This is a genomic window from Pseudoalteromonas sp. MMG012 (assembly GCF_018100875.1).
GTDB lineage: Bacteria > Pseudomonadota > Gammaproteobacteria > Enterobacterales > Alteromonadaceae > Pseudoalteromonas > Pseudoalteromonas aurantia.
On sequence record NZ_JAGJEF010000013.1, the window covers coordinates 33,537 to 52,803 of the forward strand.

Annotated in this window: 11 protein-coding genes; 6 read left to right on the forward strand and 5 right to left on the reverse strand. The window is 39.3% G+C overall.

What is annotated here, in order from left to right:
• Window positions 1-91: 91 nt before the first annotated feature.
• Window positions 92-4,354, reverse strand: coding sequence for a hybrid sensor histidine kinase/response regulator (locus tag J8L97_RS06740; RefSeq protein WP_211048337.1), 4,263 nt, complete (start codon window positions 4,352-4,354; stop codon window positions 92-94).
• Between the two features lie 177 nt (window positions 4,355-4,531).
• Between J8L97_RS06740 and J8L97_RS06745 the strand changes: the two genes are divergently transcribed.
• A complete protein-coding gene (locus J8L97_RS06745) occupies window positions 4,532-5,281 on the forward strand; it encodes a response regulator transcription factor (protein WP_211048338.1) in 750 nt (249 codons plus the stop codon).
• Between the two features lie 230 nt (window positions 5,282-5,511).
• Here J8L97_RS06745 and J8L97_RS06750 read toward each other — a convergent pair whose 3' ends face one another.
• A complete protein-coding gene (locus J8L97_RS06750; RefSeq protein WP_192507628.1) occupies window positions 5,512-5,721 on the reverse strand; it encodes a cold-shock protein in 210 nt (69 codons plus the stop codon).
• A gap of 395 nt (window positions 5,722-6,116) precedes the next feature.
• Window positions 6,117-7,979 carry a S8 family serine peptidase gene (locus J8L97_RS06755; protein WP_211048339.1) on the reverse strand — a complete coding sequence of 621 codons (1,863 nt, stop codon included), beginning with the start codon at window positions 7,977-7,979 and terminating at the stop codon, window positions 6,117-6,119.
• Window positions 7,980-8,714: 735 nt separating this feature from the next.
• Here J8L97_RS06755 and J8L97_RS06760 point away from each other — a divergent pair.
• Genes J8L97_RS06760 through J8L97_RS06770 form a run of 3 tightly spaced genes read left to right on the forward strand, consistent with a single transcriptional unit; the run spans window position 8,715 to window position 13,659 of the window.
• The gene (locus J8L97_RS06760; RefSeq protein ID WP_211048340.1) at window positions 8,715-12,302 is read left to right on the forward strand and encodes an ATP-binding protein; all 3,588 of its coding nucleotides are present in this window, start codon (window positions 8,715-8,717) and stop codon (window positions 12,300-12,302) included.
• A 29-nt stretch (window positions 12,303-12,331) separates the two neighbouring features.
• Window positions 12,332-13,090 (forward strand): hypothetical protein, encoded by a 759-nt coding sequence (locus J8L97_RS06765; protein WP_211048341.1) that lies wholly within the window; start codon window positions 12,332-12,334, stop codon window positions 13,088-13,090.
• The gene (locus J8L97_RS06770; protein WP_210996661.1) at window positions 13,087-13,659 is read left to right on the forward strand and encodes a hypothetical protein; all 573 of its coding nucleotides are present in this window, start codon (window positions 13,087-13,089) and stop codon (window positions 13,657-13,659) included. The genes J8L97_RS06765 and J8L97_RS06770 overlap by 4 nt, the downstream gene beginning before the upstream one ends.
• A gap of 60 nt (window positions 13,660-13,719) precedes the next feature.
• Here the strand turns inward: J8L97_RS06770 and J8L97_RS06775 are convergent, their stop codons facing one another.
• Window positions 13,720-15,741, reverse strand: coding sequence for a S9 family peptidase (locus J8L97_RS06775; protein WP_211048342.1), 2,022 nt, complete (start codon window positions 15,739-15,741; stop codon window positions 13,720-13,722).
• A 511-nt stretch (window positions 15,742-16,252) separates the two neighbouring features.
• Between J8L97_RS06775 and J8L97_RS06780 the strand changes: the two genes are divergently transcribed.
• Window positions 16,253-17,254, forward strand: a complete 1,002-nt coding sequence (locus J8L97_RS06780; protein ID WP_211048343.1) for a hypothetical protein — start codon at window positions 16,253-16,255, stop codon at window positions 17,252-17,254.
• 72 nt (window positions 17,255-17,326) lie between these two features.
• Here J8L97_RS06780 and J8L97_RS06785 read toward each other — a convergent pair whose 3' ends face one another.
• A complete protein-coding gene (locus tag J8L97_RS06785; protein ID WP_211048344.1) occupies window positions 17,327-18,751 on the reverse strand; it encodes a sodium-dependent transporter in 1,425 nt (474 codons plus the stop codon).
• Window positions 18,752-18,918: 167 nt separating this feature from the next.
• Between J8L97_RS06785 and J8L97_RS06790 the strand changes: the two genes are divergently transcribed.
• Entirely contained in the window at window positions 18,919-19,215 is a 297-nt protein-coding gene (locus J8L97_RS06790; RefSeq protein WP_192507636.1) for a YciI family protein, read from the forward strand.
• Window positions 19,216-19,267 lie beyond the last annotated feature (52 nt).

The following is a 19,267-nucleotide window of genomic DNA, read 5'->3' on the forward strand; positions in this document are numbered from 1 at the left end:
AAAAAATGCAAAAATGAAATATATTCATAATAGAAAGTTATATAATATTAAGATTCAGCTGAGTAGTAAAAACACCTCTACATTCGCTATTCTAATCATAAAAAATTTGGATTTTTTTACATATATCAAGTGAACTGTCAAAGTCGAAGTTCTCCAAAGAAAGTCTTAGCTCTTGAATTAGCTCAACTTTATCTTCCTTTAAGTTCCGCTCTAATCGGTTAATATCCTCTGTAAGATCAAACTCCTGATTTTCTATTCTTTTAGTTAAACGGCTTATTATAGCTGATGTTGAATTTAGGCGATTAAAACCACTCGTATTATCAGTTACTAGTGACTTATCCAGCCTATCTTTCACCTGCGATAATGTCCGTTCAATGCCAGCTTCAAGTGCCTTAGGAACCGCTGTTAAGGTCAAAAATTCGATGTCACTGTCGGACCGTATTACACTTTCATACAACTCATTCGCACCAATTGCAGCACTACACCCTGCAAGGCTATGTAAAGTGTCATGCCAACGCGTTATATCACCACGCTGGATGATACCCTCTAATTCATCAACAATGCCTTGGAAATCTTCGGCAAATGCTTTGAGCATAGCGGTATTTTGTGTAATTTCATTCGTAGTCTCTACGCCATTACTGGCGGCGCCCAGCCCTACTGTTAACTGGGTTAAATCAATATCACACCACCTCGCCAGTAAATGATACAACGCAATTGGATCAACAGGCTTTGATACATGAGCAGTCATCCCCGCAACAAGTGCTTTCTCCCTATCCGCATCAAATGCATTGGCAGTGACCGCTATTATTGGCGTATCATGATAGCTTGGCAGCGCTCTTATTTTTCCCGTGACTTGATACCCATCTAGATTTGGCATGTGCACATCCATTAAAATCACGTGAAATTGATGTATTCTACACAGATTGATTGCGTCTACCCCATTGTCAGACTCCACCACGATTAGCCCAGCCTCATCTAAAAGTGCTTTCAATAACATACGGTTAGTTTTATGATCATCGACAACCAATACCTGCGCATTTGCGACTTTTTGATTTTCTTCGTGACTCTCAGGTTGAGGGAGACTGTTTTCTTCGCGTTCAGTACTCTCTTTTACAACAACATTAAAACTGAATTCACTTCCTTTGCCCAACGCACTTTTTATTTCTATGCTGCTGCCCATCAAACTGAGTAATTGGCTGGTTATTCGTAAACCTAACCCTGTACCTTCCGTTACTCTCGTTCGACTATCATCCACCTGTACAAAAGCATTACAGATCTCTGAAATATTTTTATCGTCAATCCCCTGTCCGGTGTCTTTAACTACGATGCTGATCTGGCATTCACCATTAGGGAGCGCAACGCAATTGCCAATAACCTCCACACCACCTACATGGGTGAATTTAACGGCATTGGCAATCAAGTTGACCAAAATCTGCTTTAGCTTTCCTTTGTCTGCACAAATATATTCAGGGAAGTCATCACTAAGTATTGCTCTTAGAAATAAACCTTTAGAAGAGGCCATATAGTGTAAAACACTGATGCTTTCATGTAACAAGCGCCTTATCGAAAAAACAGAAACATGCAGCTCCATTGCGTCAGCCTCTATTTTTGACAAAGTTAATACATCATTAATAACACTTAATAGCCCGTCCGCTGATGACTGTATACTCTTCAAATAACTTTGCTGGTGTTGCGTTAATACCGTTCTGGACATTAAATACGCCATACCAATCACCGCATTCATGGGTGTACGTATCTCATGACTCATATTCGCCAAAAACCGACTTTTGGCAAGCGTAGCACGCTCCGCCTTTTTCTTTTGCTCTTCAAGGGCTAAGTTAGATTCTGCAAGGATGGACTCAGATCTAATCCTTTCTTCTAATTGTTGTTCAATATTTTGAAGCCGCTGCACTTCAAGCTTGCGTGTAAATAAATTTTGGCTTTGCGCTAATACTTGATTTAGTTTCCATCGATAAGCAATATAAATAAGCAAACACGTCAAAATAAAGCCGGTAATTAAAAACCACGTTTTTTCATAATATTTTGGGGTAACTTCGATATATAACTTTATATTATGCCCCCCCCACTGATTTAATCTATTGCCAGCTTGAACTTCTAACATGTGTTTGCCAGTAGGTAAATTAGTAAAACTAATAAGCCTATTTCCGGATTTTAAGTCGCGCCATTTATCACTCTCACTGAACATCCGATATCGGTATTTAGTTTCTACCGGTTGATTGTAATCTAACAGTGCAACCTCAATGGAAAGCCGTCGCTCACTCTCGGTTAAACGTATATCTGCACCATTAACCAAGCGTTTTTCCCCTTCAATTTCAATATCTGTGACCCGCAACTTTGATGCGCCTGAGTCTACATGGAAAAACTCAGGCCAAACCATGAGCAAACCAGTCGTTCCTCCAAAAAGCAGCGTTTCATCGCGCATTTTGAAAGATGTTCCTATCCAATCGTTACCAATATCTACCCCATCAGATGATTCTAATTCAAACACGACATTGTCATCAGGCGAAAACATGAGATTTGACTCCCATAAACGCTCTTGATTATCCGTTAATAGATTAGTAAATGCTTTTTTCTCCGAATGCTCGCCTGACGCAGCAAACCATGTAAAATCAATACTCTGATTGTTCTTTTTTGAGACTAAACTTACCCCCTCTAAGCCAGAGAACCATATCTGACCTGCGTCTGATTGGGTAACCGCGGTAATTAAATTTGAAGGCATGTTAATAGTGTGCTCAGATTGACGTACAAACCGATATGCTTGTCTATTTCCACTATTATGCTCAACCCATAAAAAACCATTATTAAGTGTAAATATAATATTTTTACTTTCAAGAACTTGGTGGTCAGTCACGCGGACAAATGTATCAGACAGCGCCCCGTTTATAATTGTCGGGTCTAAAAATGCGCCGCGCTTAGGCGTTAAGTATTGGATCCCTTCAAACGAGCCAACCCACACGCCACCTCCTTCAACAGGCACCACATGACGAATTTTTTTATTTCTCAACCCTAGCTCTGTTGAGTACCAACCTAGCGTCTTTCTACTCGCCAGATCAATGCGGTATAGCCCGTCTACACTTGACCCAACCCAAACATCACCATTCAGTCCTTGCGCTATTGCAGAAACAGACAAAGATTGAACTGAGTTTGTCTCCTGATTTTTTTGGGGCACTAATGTGTGTATACGTTTACCCAAACGGTTAATAATATCAATCCCTGCACTATGCCCAAGCCAAAGTTCACCATTTGACATCTCCGCGACGCTATATATTTCTGGGTTTGATAAACTCATTGAGTCATTCTCTACTTGCCTCAGCGTTGCAAATGATTGATTTTTTGTTAAGAATTTTTGCAACCCTTTGCCATTAGTCACAATCCACAGCTGTTTATCTTGATCAATAAACAACTTTTGAATGGTATTACTGAGTAAGCCACCAACCGTACTTTCATCTTGTTGTAAATGTCGTGTAATCTTTAAAGTATTTAAGTCTATCGTCACAATGCCGTTAAAGTTATAAGCTACCCACAGTTCATTATTGTTGGGCTGGACTATCGATGTGATTATGCCTTGAGGTAGGCGACTGGACTCAATATGCTGATTATCGCGGATCTTGAGCAATGTGGCATCGTCGGTCGCAAGCCAAAGATCACCATTATCATCTTCATAAATATGGTTCACTTTACGATCTAAAAGCTTATGAAATCTATAGTTATTACTAGATAAGCGCCAAACATCTTTACTGCCCGCAACAATAAGATCACCGTTATTTAAGGTAATAATATGTCGGATCACTCCATGCTTTAAAGACTCTGGTAGTTGTATGTCTTTGTGGTTATTCGTGAAAGCACCCGCTGAAAAATCAAAAAATGCCAAACCATTATTAGTAGCAAGCCAAAAGCCTTGCTGCTGCCAAGCAGCAAACGTAGATACATAGGAAAATGGGAGTGGTACGGCAGGGTTATCATACTCAAAATTAGTAAAAAGCTCTGTCGTGGGGTCAAATTGTGATAAACCATGTATCGTCGATACCCATATTTTCTCATGCATATCTATAAATAACTCAATGGCTATATCACTAATCAAGCTCGCTTCATCGGCAATATCCTTACGAAATGGCTTAAATTTATACCCATCGTATCGTACTATTCCACGCTGACTTGCAATCCACATAAAGCCATGTTTATCTTGCGTTAAATCTGACAACAAGCCATTGGCATATTGATCTTTATCAACCACAGTTTCTAAATATAAAGGTGCGTTAACGAACAGTGGATGCGTATTGGGTGATTTATTCGCCATACTTGCATAAGCAGAAAAACAACAAAAAGCGCTCATAAGCACCCATACAAACATGCAAGTAAATTGACTGATAAATAAAATCATAAAATCTATAAAGTATCCATATTTCAGCGGTATGGTTGAGAATATACCAAGTGTTTCTAATTATCATTTACGTTAAAATAGTTCATAAGTGCAATGTTACAACAATTCTTACCTAGAGAAAAAACACGTATGCAAGAAAATTTAGCAAGGATATTGGTCATTGATGATGAAAGAACAAATATTAATGCCTTAGGCACCATACTCTCCCCCAATTATATTGTCAGCGTTGCACTGAGCGCACAGCAAGCAATCAAATACCTTGGCAGTACATCATGTTTACCTGACTTAATTTTACTAGATGTTGTGATGCCACAGGTGAGTGGGTTTGACTTATGCCAACAACTAAAAAAAGACAATCGATTTCAGCATATTCCTATTATATTCATCAGTGCCATCACCGATCCTATGGAGAAGGTTAAAGGTCTACAAGCTGGCGCGATCGACTTTATCTGTAAGCCCTTTAATACTTTTGAAGTAGAAGCAAGAATTGAAACACATTTAAAAATTACAACAAAGCAGAAAGCACTAGAAGCCCATAACCAGAAACTACAAGCCATTAATTCAAGTTTAACTTTAGGCCCTCAGTCCCTCATTATTGACGAACATACGCTTAGAGTCGTTTATAAGAAAAAATCTGTAGAGCTCACTAAATTAGAATTCAAGTTATTTCAACTTCTGTACGCTCAACCAGAGCGAGTATATTCTCGTATGCAGATTTTAGATCTTGCTTATCCTGATCTAAGAGATATTTCTGACCGTAGTATTGATGCTCATGTTAAGAATATTCGTAAAAAAATTAAAACACTTGGGATTGAGCACGCAATTATCCAATCAGTTTATGGCGCCGGGTATCGTTACTCTTCGCAAAAATTAACGTAGTAATGGTTATGATATCAACCCTTTAATCGGCATCCAATACCAACAAAAAATATCAAACTGAAATAGCTTATTGTTCGTGTCATCCTTTCATACACGGCTACTTTACCTGGCTACCTTTACTAACTATCGAAGTTACTCTGTAACTTCAGTTAGGTTTACATCCTATGAACCAAATTTTAGGCATTAAAAAAGGCAGCTAAAGCTGCCTTTTTCTTCATTTCACTTTAAAATTAAAGTGCGATGATGTTGTCCGCTTGAGGACCTTTTTGACCTTGTGAAAGAGTGAACTCTACACGTTGGCCTTCAGCTAAAGTTTTGAAACCTTCGCTTTTGATTGCGCTGAAATGAGCAAAAACGTCTGCGCCATTTTCTTGAGCGATGAAACCGAAGCCTTTAGACTCGTTGAACCATTTTACTGTACCAGTAACTGTATTAGACATAATGTATATCCTGTATATGAAGAAAAATTGCTGACTATCATCAAAGTCAGACGTAATAGCACAAAAAATAAATGATATTTAAAAACTACAGGACGAGATACTAATAAAGCTTCGAAATGGAGTGTATAAAAGGTATTACTTTTAAGCTGCGGAACATATTATAGAGTTTTCTGACAAAGTCAAACCTTACTTTTAAGTATTTTATAATTTGTTGTGGTCACGTTAAGTGGCTAACAAAGGTTGTCCCTTATTCCCGCTATTTTAAGCACTCTATTTTTGAGAAATTAAACCGTAAAATCCCCTGCTCAAAGCACGTTCATGCAGGCAAGCATCATACCGAGCTGACACCTACCTACAAGAAAGCCATGACCTTTACATCATGTTATCGTAAAGAACTAACTCCCACAGCCTAAACTAAGTCCCTTACATTCATACTCCACTTCACCGGCTTCTAATCCTGTTAGATTCATTAAGTGTGCAGCATCATTATTAACGTGAGAAGGATTGCTCACACTGTCGTCACATAAGCCTGTGACGCGCCAATTATTACTGCTTGCTGTGGGGTTACTCCCCTTTGACCAATAGTTAGCACGATATATCGTACCTAAATAGGTGATATTTTCCCCACCATCATACGCTTTATTGTAATACCACTCACTCGGGCACTGGCTGATGCTCCCCGCGTTTAAGTACTCTAATGCTTTTGCAAAATCAGGTAGGCCATGACCATACATACCGTCTTTTCCAGCAGCACCTAGATCATAACTAGCATATTTCAATGCATTGATGATCTGATCTCGCGTCCATTGCTGATTCTGAGACCATAGCTTGGCAATCCCCCCAGTCATAATCGCCGTTGCCTGAGATGTGCCTGCTCCGACCAAATAACTGCTTTGATAGCTCTTAATTTGTAACTCTACATTAGCAGACTCATCAAACGGCCACTTATGCACTAATAAAGTGGGGAAATCAGTTAAATAATCTAGCCCGTATAAGTACCCACTATTTGTATTTGGATATTTTACGAGGAGCACTTTCCCCGCTTCTTCTTGGCATTGACGTTCGGTAGCAAATAGCGCTTTTTGTGTATCATTAGGTAAACGCCTAAACTTCGTCAGCTCTGTTATATCTTCTTTTGAGAGCGTAAATAAACAAGAAGTCATCAATGGTATGACGCTTTGTGGCATTAAAGTCCCTGTATCTATTTGAGAAAATGGTACTTCAACCTCGTAGCCAGCGATAGATTTTGCTTTAACTTTTTGTACCACGGAGTAATGGCGATTAGCTGTCGACACTATTTTCGTGCCCGGCATGACAAAATCAATTTTATTATGAGTGGGTGAAAATGACGCAGCTTGTCCATTCGTGTTTAGCGCGCCAACAGAAATTACATTATGATATGAAGCAGGGTAATGTAGTGGATCATTATATATTCCAGATTGCTTTTTTTCAGCTGTGCCATGATTCCCCGCTGCACCGACAAAAATAATCCCTCTATCATAAGTAAGCCTATCGATTACGTTCATTGTCATCGATGAATATTTCGTACCACTTAACGACATATTGATTACTTTAGCACCAGAATTAGCGCAGACTTCTATTGATTCTATTAAATTACTGCCCCAAATGGTTGAATTCTTTCCATTGGCTGTTCTGATTAACTTGCTGATATGTAAGTTAACCGCACCATCACTCAAAGCGCCCTTGACACCCCAGCCATTCTCCTGAGCAGCAATAATACCCGCCATATGAGTACCATGACTTAACGCATCGGAATTCCAAAAGCCCGCATATTGACTATGATAGCCACGCATATTTTGTGGTAAATCTATGTGCTGTTCATCCACGCCTGAGTCAATAACGCAAACAGGCACACTGTCTGATACATTGGGCAATTTATTAATTCCCGTTGTGCGTAACCAATAGGGTTCAAGTTCACTATACTGCAACAAATCAATGCCATTTTCACTGGTATCTAAATACTCTAAAGAATTGGTGTTTAAAGAAAGCCCATAGTTTCGTTCTATCACAACTCCTGAAAAACTTTCCAACAAAGTGACTTCACTGTCACTCAAAACCGCCTGTGCTATATTACTATTGCCACTGCGGCCAATAATTTTGAATGATTTAATGAGTTGATTATCGATACTACCTGGAGAATATTGTACTAAATAGAGGTTTTGGGTATTCATTTCATTGGCATAGCCAATACCAGTCAATAAGCCTGTAATAAGATAGCTCGTGATCTTTCTCTTCATTATTTTCCCCTTTAAAAATCATGTAGTTTTTATCTTTGTGTATTTTATTTTTCTTTAGAATCTTCCTGATTTTGTCAATTTTTTAAATTAACAAATCATATTCAAGCCATCAGAAGGCTCTATGCCACCTTCTCATATGCAACTAAGGTTTACCTACTCGGACCACTTTTAACGTAAAAGTCATCTCTACTTTCGAAAAAGTCGTTAATATGAACGCCGTAATAGTGTTGATGTGTATTAGGGTTGTTATTTCATCCATGTCGGCCAGCGCTCTGTCCTCAATTATACTGTTATCCCTCAGCTATCACCTTATTGATTATTGAAATTTATTCATTAATAATCTACGTTATTTTCAAGCGCTTTATGCATGGATAACTAATCAAACGAGAAAATGGTTAAAAAATAACAAGGGGGAGGATACTTATGAGTAATTATGAATAAAAATTCATTTTTAGTGCCACTCTATTAGAGTTCGACACGCAAAAAAAGCACAACTGGCAAGTCGTCATTAAAACGATGCGAATGTCTCTTGAACAACGAAGCAAAAAACCAGTTCACTTTCCATTTTGCTTTTACAAATTTATTTTATCTTTCTGTTATTTTTCCGATTAATTATCGTTAGTATCTAACAATTGAATCAATTCTAAGTGACGCACAACAGAAGATTGATATTGACGATGTAACAACGTCGCAAAACACCACGTAATGCCACACGAATAATAAGAGCTAAACGCAATGCATATTCTTTTGTCAGACAAACGCTATACTTATAAACCGACATTTAGGTTCATTACGCCAAAAGACCAACAAAAAGTGAAAGTTAAGTTCTCAAATGACCTTGTACTTTCGCTGGGTTATAGGTTCACCGAGCAAATGAATTATTTTGCAATGGCTGCCGAAGCTGCTTTTATGTCGTTGAATCCGATTGATAGACAAAACAAGCAATTCTTCGTTGAACTCAACCTGGTCAGTCATGATAGTGAGCTTATTAATTTACAACCAGAGAGCACCAGCGTAGGGCTTGGATATGCATTAGGAGCAGCGCTCGCTTATCGTCAACAGTTAAATAAAAAAGCACCAGTACTAGAGCATATTTTTTCAACAGGTGAGGTATCTCCAAGCGGTAATGTACACAGTATTGGCCATATCAACACTAAGATAGAAGGTGCATTACATGCAATGGCTAGTCACCCTGACATGCCATTTGCAATATTTTATCCTAAAGCAAACCTTCATGATATTACACCAACTCTCATCGATGAAGTGCAGCATTTAGGGGGGGCTCTTCATCCTGTAGAGCATATTAATCAAGCCTTAGAAATATTGTTAGGCCCTGATTTTGATGGTTCTCAAGTCGGTGGAACCCTTACATTTAAAGGGCTTTGCAGTTTTGACCCATATGATGAATATTATTTTTTTGGAAGAGAGCAACAAACTTCGGAACTTCTTGCTCTTTTCCAAGAAGATACACCTTTAATAAAAGTCCATGGTGTATCTGGTAGTGGTAAATCGAGCTTAGTAAAAGCCGGTCTGCTGCCTGCGATAGCCAAACAATATGATAGCGTAAAGTGGCACATAGCCCTACCAAAGCAATTCGAAGATAGTACCGCTTTGTTAACAGACTTTATTACGTCGTCGGAGGTTGGCTTTGACATAATACTGAAAATGCTCGACGTCTCTGTCGAAAGCTTCATTGAGGGACTATTAGAGCAAAAAACACAATATCTTGATGAGCTATCTGCACACTTAACTGCACATAAAACAAAATATATCTGGTTTATTGATCAGTTTGAAGAGCTTTATGACGCACAACCAAGTAGCCAGCTTCTGCAAAGCCTTGTGCTGATTGGTGAGATTACCCCTATATCCATTATTGTCAGCATTCGCAGTGAATACCTTCATTACACAGGTATGCAAGGCCATGATTTCTACGTTCCCCACAGCTTATCTGCCGAAAATTGGATTGATATCATTGAAAACCAAGCAATTGCTCTTGGGATATCACTGGAGACAGGCTTAGCTCAGACGATACAAACCGAAGCGCTTAAACTGTCTCATGCACTTCCTGCGGTAGAATATCTACTCGCACAAATGCACACTCTTGCCAACAAAAGTGAACATCCAAAGGTATTAACTTATACACAATACAAACAATTAAATAAATTAACTGGTGTAATTTACAGACAAGCGGAAAAAATATTTGGACAATTTGAGCCACTCACTGAGCAGTTTTTTGAATTATTTGTTGGGGTTAATATTAATGGTAATTGCTATGCAAAACATGTTGATTTTTTAGCACTGGGCCAACAATACCCACAACTCAGTAACTTGGTTGATGAGCTTATAGAAAAACAACTCATTATCAGGCACCAAGTATACAAATCCCCCCCTTATGTAAAATTAACACACGACTGCCTGATCACCGTTGTTGAAGACCTATCACTGGACCAACAAATTTGGCCTCGATTCTATATTTGGCTAAACGATCGTAAAGAATACTTACAATGGTTTCATGGGGTTGAAACTAAATATACCCAGTGGATAAGGCATCACGATAATATAGAAGAAAAAAAACATTACGCCTTAAGCAAACATGAGCTTAATGAAGGGAGCAGATTTTTAAGCCAGCCAAATACGATTTGCTTACAAGAAGTCCGTAATTACATAATGCAATCTCAGCATGACTATCAATCATCGTTAGAATTACAAAATAAACAGCAAAAACGCCGCTTGTTTACAACGGGCATGCTATTTTTGTGTACACTCATTGCGGGCTCATTTGCTTATGTACAAAAACAGCAAATAATTGCAGAACAGATAAAAACCACCGAAGCACTTACGCACTTAAAAGATAACGTATTGGTCAATATTGATTCGTTAGAGCCAATACTTGCCGATTACTTGCCCACTTTTCAAAGGAAACAGCTAAATAAGCACTTATCAAACCTAATAGACAGCGTAGACGGTATTCCACTAGCTGATATTGATAAGCTCAGGCTTTTATTAATACAGGTAAAAATTCTGCGTCAAGATGACTCGACACACCGCAGTGAAATTAAGCAGGTTTTGGAGCAAATCCAACGTAAAGTATCGAAGTTTCCAAAAATTCAATCTCCAGAGCTTGCTCACAAAAAAGTAGTCGCTCAATTCAACTATGAATTAGGCATATTATTATTAAAACAAGGGTTTTCATCAGATGCGAAAGTGTATTTTGAAGAAGCTATCAGTTTGTTAACCGATATACCTGAGGGTCATCATGAATTGGCATTACTCAATGCACAACTCACCACCCGTGTTGCCACAATATCACTTGAATCAGGTAACACTGATTTAGCGACCAGTCAGCTGGAAAAGGTGCTGCTCACTTTAAACTCACATAAGCAACCCACACACTTAACGCAATCATTCAACAATTTGCGTGTGGATATTTATCGCAACCTGGCTAAAGCTGCTCCATCAAATACAATCGCCAAGGAAATGTTGGTTCAAGCTGAAACCTTATTAAACCAGCTACTTGATAAAGACCCCAACCACCTTATATCACAATACAATTTATTAAAAACGTATATCAACTTAGCTGAAAAAAGTGCATCAAAATCGATTGCATCTCGATACTATAAAAAAGCAGATGAGTTGGCTCGAATATACGCTATAAAAGATCCCGATAATGTACATGTGCAAGTAGCACAGCTGCTGTTAGCCACAAGGCTCGGCAAGGAGTACTTAGCTAACAAACAAATGCCCGAATCACAAAAGTACTTTTTATCGGGAGTTGAAATTACCAATAAATTACAACGTTTAGATATTTCTAATATTGATTGGCAAGGTCATACCATTGAGCTGTATGCCGCTTTTGCCAATTACTACTCAGCAACTAATTTAGATGCGCAAAGCAAAAAATATCATCAACTTGCTCTCACATCGGCACAACGCCTTGCCGCGACTGATGAAAACAATTTGAACTTTGCCTATTTACTACAAAGCGTTCATGCCCAAGTAGCAAACAACTTTTATGACTTAGGGGAGAAGTTACAAGCACTGGCACACTTTGAAAAAGCAAAGGAGACTTTACTTACCTTAATAGAAAAAAACACCACCAGTTTTAAGTATAAGAATAGCTACCGAAGAACATTGTTTAATCTGGGTTATATCGCCACCGAGCTTGGTGACAATACACAGGCTTGTCAATACTTTTTGTCTGGCAAGCGCTTTGTTGAAAAATACTCAAATGAACAAACGCACTTGGCTTTTAATAAATCAGCTAAGAAATTCGACCATTATATCGAATTACTTTCATGTAAACGTGTTGCAATACAACCGTGACGTGTGCAAACAATGAAAAGGAGGTGGGAATGTGGTTTAGCAAAAAAGACTCTATAGAAGAAGCTTACCGATACATCAAATACTTAACTAAAAAAAAGTCAATCTCTGATCATCGTATCGATACTGAGGCACTCATTCAAGAAACCTTACTTAAGGTGATCAAGGCAACTCAAAGCGAAATAACCTCTGATAAAGAGCGTCCCGCAGCCCAACGCTTGAGTGCTCAAACTGATTTTAATCATTTATTAAAAGCTTACACATACCGGTCTTTCGAAAGTGTTTTTCTTGACATGAGCGCCAATGTGACATTTCGCCGTAAATCTTCGAGTGAACAAACTCATTCACGTGACCAAATTAATTCAGTTCAATTAATACATGTATACGAACATACCCATGGTCCTGAGAAGGTAACTAATATCTATGAGATGCTTCCAAGCAAGCAGCCAAAACCAGAGCAAGCTGCCGCTATAGATAAAAATGCGACTCTTTTTATAAACTTATTACTAGAAACCATCGCCCAAGAACCTGACAATAAGAAACGTGCACTATTTTACGATTTCTTTTCTCTGTCTTATCGAAAAACAGGCCATACCCAGAAACAATTAGGAGAGCTTCATGGCTTTCAAGGGAACACCGCCATTACACATATTTCGCGCTTTGTGAACAAACTTACACAACGCGTTAAAGCGTCTGAACTCAGCTTAGAACTTAGTAGCTCACAGCTAGCAGAATTAGACATTTACTTTCTCAATCACAGTAATAAATTAAATGAGACGATATCAGTATGAACAAGGTTAAGATCACAGACAAGGTGTATAAGTCGCTTGAAGATCACCTAATTGCACAATCTATTAGCGAATTTGAACGTGAAAAGCAGGTCGACCTCACAGTTCACGATATGCGTATCATTAACTCTATTTTTACGCAATATGTTGAGGAGGAGCATAAAACACCGAGCATACATTTTGAAGTGCCTTTGCTCGCGGCTAGTCCTGAAACGAGCAATTTAAACAAGCCTTGGTGGGACTTCGACACTATCATTAACGACACCTTTCAATTGGCTGTTTTTAGCTCTACAGATCAGAACATTGAAGATCAAGTCGATTTCGAGCTAAACCCAATTAAAGGAAAAGAACGGGAGTTTGATGATTACTTTGCCACTTTCAGGGGTTCTAAACAAGGGATCCGCATTTATTGGGCTAAAAACAAGCAGCAAGTGATTATGGAGGGAGAGCTCGTCCACTCTTTCGAAGGTGACTATGTCAGTGGCCACGGTAAAGTACTTTCTAATGAATACTTAGGGAGCGGCCACTTTAAGTTAATGCTGGAATTCTTTTCTCTAACAGGACAAGAGTAAGCCACTGCCCAGAATTTAAACCAGCATGAGTCTTAAAAAGCCGCTTTTGCGGCTTCCACGCTATTTTTTATACTTTTCAAACCACGCTAACGTATGTTCAATTTTGCTGATCATACGAGACGGCCGTCCTGCAATTCCATGCGGTGCACCTGGAATTTTTATTAGTACGGTATCAACTTTCCTAAGTTTCAATGCTTGATAGTATTGCTCCGTTTCAGCCATTGGTGTACGTAAGTCTTCCTCGCCAGTCATTAGCATTGTCGGCGTGCTCACATTGCCAACCAGTGACATAGGTGAACGCTGCCAATAGTGTTCAACATGATCCCACGGCATCCCTGGAAATTGCGTTGGAATTTGCAATAAGCCACTATCGGCTGTTAACACTTTACTAAGCCAATTAATGACCGGTTTGACGACGACAGCAGCATTAAAGCGATCAGATAACCCTATCGCATAAGCTGTGGCAATTCCTCCTGCAGATCCACCAGCAATAAATACGTTCTCTTTGTCAACAAACCCAGTCTGGATCATCGCATCAACACCCGAGTTATGGTCCGCGAAATCTTCTTTCGAACTATATTTATACTTCAGAAGCATAGCGAATCGCTCACCATATGAGCTACTTCCTCTGTGATTATCATAGAATACAACATAGCCTTCGGCTGCATATCGCTGTAGTTCCGCTGAAAAATGCGGACCATATGCTAAGTGTGGCCCACCATGGATCTCAAGTAATAGCGGATATTTTTTGGTCGGATCGAAATTAGGAGGTGTAATGTACCAACCTTGTATTGATTCACCATCAAATGATGATTTGTAGTTAATTTCATGGACTTTACCTAACGTCTTATGGGCCAGTAGATCCTCATTTAACGTGGTAAGTTGCTTTTGCTTGCCTCTTTTACTAATGATAGCAACATCAGCTGGCCTTTCACTGCTCCCGTGAGTAAAAGCAATTTTACCTGAATAATTACCACTGAACGCCCCACTTAAATAAGGGCGACCTAAAGTAGTACCTGAAAGCGAATCGGTCAGATCTGTGATTTTCCCTTTTGTGGTGATCGTGGCAAGTTTTCTTTTACCAAAATCATCATACGAAATCGCCAGCTTAGAGTCACTGATCCATGTCGGACTGCTAATCGAACGATCGAATTCACCAGCTATCATTTTTGTGGTCTTGTTTTGCCACTTCATGATGTTAAGCTTTTGATTGCGGTATGGGTTTAGTGCATTAGATGCACTTAAATACGCCAGCTTCTTACCGTCGTTTGAAAAACTTGGCATATGTTCACGTCCAGGTGCAGACGTCAGTTGCTGCAAATTATTGTTTAAATCAACCTCAAACAAATCACCTTCTAATCGCTTATATTCCCAGTCTTTTATTCTATTTGCTGAAAATATAATGCTTTTTGAGTCGCGTCGCCAAGATAGCTTTCCACTATGGTGATACTCACCCGAGGTTAATTGTCGCGCTGTACCACCATCACTTGGCAACACGAATATCTGCCGATATCCTGGCTTCACTAATCCTCGTCCATCGGCTTGATAATATGCTTTATCAATAACTATCGCAGGGTCCGACCATGTAGCCCCTTTTGGTTTAGCTGGCATTGCCGCAATGACCGAAGGCTTTTCGTTAACTAATTGACTAAACGCTAGCCACTTACCGTCTGGTGACCAAGTTAGGTTGCTCACACCAGACTGTAACTGAGTTAACAATGCCGTTTTGTTTTCAGCGATATAATGCACATGAATTTGCGAACTACCGGACATATTGCTAACAAATGCTATTTTTTTACCGTCTTCTGACCATCTGGGTTGACTATATTGACTTTCGCCTGAAAACAGCGGACTTTGTTCGCCCGATTTAGTGTCTACTAGCCACAAGTTACGCCTTTTGCTGTCGCGCATCACATCGTTTGAATTACGTACATAGATGACACTGTCACCATTTGGTGACAATTGAACATCGCTTGCATATTCAAGAGAAAATATATCTTTTGAATCAAAAACAGTACTTGCATGAGTAACAGCCGGCACAATAGCACAAGCCATAACTGCACATCGAATTATATGAGACATGAGTGTTTCCCAAAAAGTCATTAAAATGATAGGTAATCATTATGAAACAAAGGCACAAAGTCGTCACTCCATACTCGATGAACTATCAATAAATTAGGGGCTGTTGATCTTTCATGTTCATTTTTTCAGCAGTTTGGTTGGATTTTATACAAGGAAGAGGCTACGTAGCATGGCTATTCCATGTGAGTCAGCCGATAACATAGTAGAAAAGCCAATCAAACGCTGCCTACCGGTTCTTTTGAGCGCCCTTTTCTCTTTGTTGCTTAATATTCGCTTAGATCACTAAGCCACACATTAAGCGCCGCGATAAAAGCACGCTCAAAGAGAACAAAAATAGAACGGCAAAGACCAACAGCCCCTAGGCTCTTCATATTAAAAGTACATTTCACATAGGTAATTAGACTAAAAAACAGACATTCCTTCTCGTCACAAAGTGGAGATAACGCTCAGCTGTACTAAATTGGGTGGAGTTACAAATTAATAATATCTATCCATCAATAAGGAAATGAAAATGAAATACGCAGTCATGGCATTGTTATTGGCATCCCCCCTCTTATTTGCCAATAGCTCGACCAATGATCTAGATACCCAACAGTCATCATCGACCTTTGTTAGTAGTTCAACAACTGGCTCCTCGATGCATGATCTAATTTATACTAATAATTCAGCTTCATGTATTGAAGTGCAAGAAACGGCATTCGACCCAGGGGATCCTATTTTCATGTTCCCCTATTTTCACCCTTTAGTGATTAATAATGGCGAGTGCTACATCCGAGGACTTACGACAAGTGATCAATCCATAGATGATATGTACAACGCGGTACACCCAATAGCACGCACACAGGTGTCGATTATTGAAACCAACTTCAAAGAAATTGGCACTCAAATCGTTAACAATGTGTCTGCACAAACAGGCGCGCGCGTCAAAGGTATCGATGCTAAATTTATCGGTGAAGCGACCATTCGTATTCAAGGGCGAGTAGATAGCCAAGGCAATGTTCCTATCACTGCTTCAGGGTTTGAAGTGCTCACTCAGGGCAAATTAAAAAAGTACCAATTAGGATTACCAGTACGTTTTACCGTCAACATTAAATACTCAAACATTCTATTGAAAGGTCAGTACAACATCTATAGTCGGAACCTGAGTATTGATCCTGCCAAATCTAGCTTTCAACCGAAAGTAGACGTTGATGTTAATCTGCCATTTTTATTCGAACTATTTGAGCAGCTAACCCCTAAAATATTCGATAAACTATATGAAGAGTTTGGCCGTATTGTAATTGATGTCTTTGAGTTCCTTGGAGTAGATATGACCCAAGACATCCCTGCTGCCATTCAACATCATGCCAACCTAAGTACGGTTAACTTTGTGCCTATTACAGCGTTAGATAACAAGCGTGTTGGTGATGCAGTGCAATACACCATGAAGTTTTCCAAAGCGGGTGTTCAGTTCAAAGATGCAAACTCTCAAATTACGTTTTTAAATATGTGGTTATACGCGCCTTTTTATTAAAATAACGGTTACAGTCATTCAACAACAAAAAAGCCAGCACGATGTGCTGGCTTTGCTTTTATCTATCGTAAATTAAAAGCCAAACAAGCTCACTGCGAAAAACTTCGTTGCAACGGTATTCACAAAGATGATCAGTAACACAACTGGAATGAACGTCGATAGTGAAAAGTTCACGTATTTCTCAGTAAAGCTCCCTTCATATCCTTCACAGCCTTGAGATAACTCTTCAGATAAACGTACTTTCTTCCAACGATATATCACAAATAAACACACCATTAAGCCATTGAGAGGCAAGATCGTATCGTAAAAAACATCATATACCAGATCAAATAAGCTCTTACTTGCACCACCATAATTTATAAATTGGGTTAACCAATCAACCATACCAAATGACATCGTTGAGAGTATCGTCAATATACCCGTTGCACCTGCAAGTATGATTAATGCAGCCTTACGACTCACATTCTTCTCTTCCATTAACGCTGCGGTCGGCACTTCAATAATAGAGACCAAAGACGTGATTGCCGCAAAAAATACCAACAAGAAAAACACAAAAGCCACAATCGAAGCGCCGGTGTATCCAATATCTGATTGAATGGCAAGTAGGATTTTAGGTAAGTATACAAAAATCATTGATACTGACGATTCAGATAATTCATCAGGGTTGGTTGCTGGGTTGAAGCTAAATATGGCTGGTAACACCATAAGACCCGCTATAAATGCGACCAAAGAATCAGTAAGCGCAACCATCTTTGCACCACCAACAATATCTTCCTTTTTAGAAATATAAGAGGCATAAGTCATTAAAATACCCATCCCCAAAGACAATGAAAAGAACGCCTGAGATAACGCACCATTTAATACACTGGCATTCATTTTAGAAAAGTCGGGAATCACATAATAGCGCACACCAGCCATCGCATTATCTAATGTTAGCACATAGGCAACAAGCCCTATCAATAGCACAAACAACGCAGGCATCAAAAACTTAGCCGCTTTTTCAATCCCTTGCTTTACGCCCCCCACTAAAATTAAATTAACGATAATACCAACCAGCAACATATACCAAAAAACACTAGATTGATTAATAAACTCACCAAAGTGCGCCGGATCCGCTAATGCATCTAGGTTCCCCATGGCTGTCTGTGCTAAGTATCCAAAAATCCAAACGGTGATAACCATATAAAATACAGCGATCATAAAAGGCGTTAAAACCGCTAACATGCCTGCAAACGACCACTTTTTGTCACTGCCAGAGAGCCTTTTATACGCACCGTATGGGTCTTTTTGTGCTTTTCGGCCCATGGCCATTTCAGCCATCATAACGGGCAAACAAATAAAAGCGACGAACAAAGCATAAACGAGTAAAAATGCACCACCACCATTTTTAGTAGCAGATACTGGGAAGCCAACTAAGTTACCAATCCCGACAGCAGAACCTGCTGCAGCTAAGATGAAACCTAGTCGGGAGCTAAAATGCTCACGATTTGCACTCATGCAGACAACCTTATTATTATTTTAAAATATCCGAGCGACTCTACCAGCCTTCACGGCCTATTTTCAAGTTTTTAACGTTAAAGGCCCAGACAAATCTGATCATCGTTTACAAGCTAGTGCAAATCAGACTACTATATGGAAAATTTATCTTACTGATTAGCATAGCTATGTTATATATGATCCATTCTACAGACGTAGAAAACTCTTTAGAAAAGCGCTTAGCTGCCCGACCCGCGCATATAGCGCGCATTACCGAGCTACAAGAACAAGGTCGTGTTGTTGCGGCGGGCCCATTGCCGGCGATTGATTCGAATGATCCTGGAAGTGCGGGTTTTACAGGCTCATTGATCATCGCTGAATTCGATTCATTAGCACAAGCACAAGCTTGGGCTGATGATGACCCTTATATTCACGCGGGTGTTTACGCTGGTAGTATCGTAAAACCATTTAAAAAAGTATTTTAATCTGATGTAAGTTCAGGAAAGGTTAATCACCTGTGTTCTAATCTTACATACT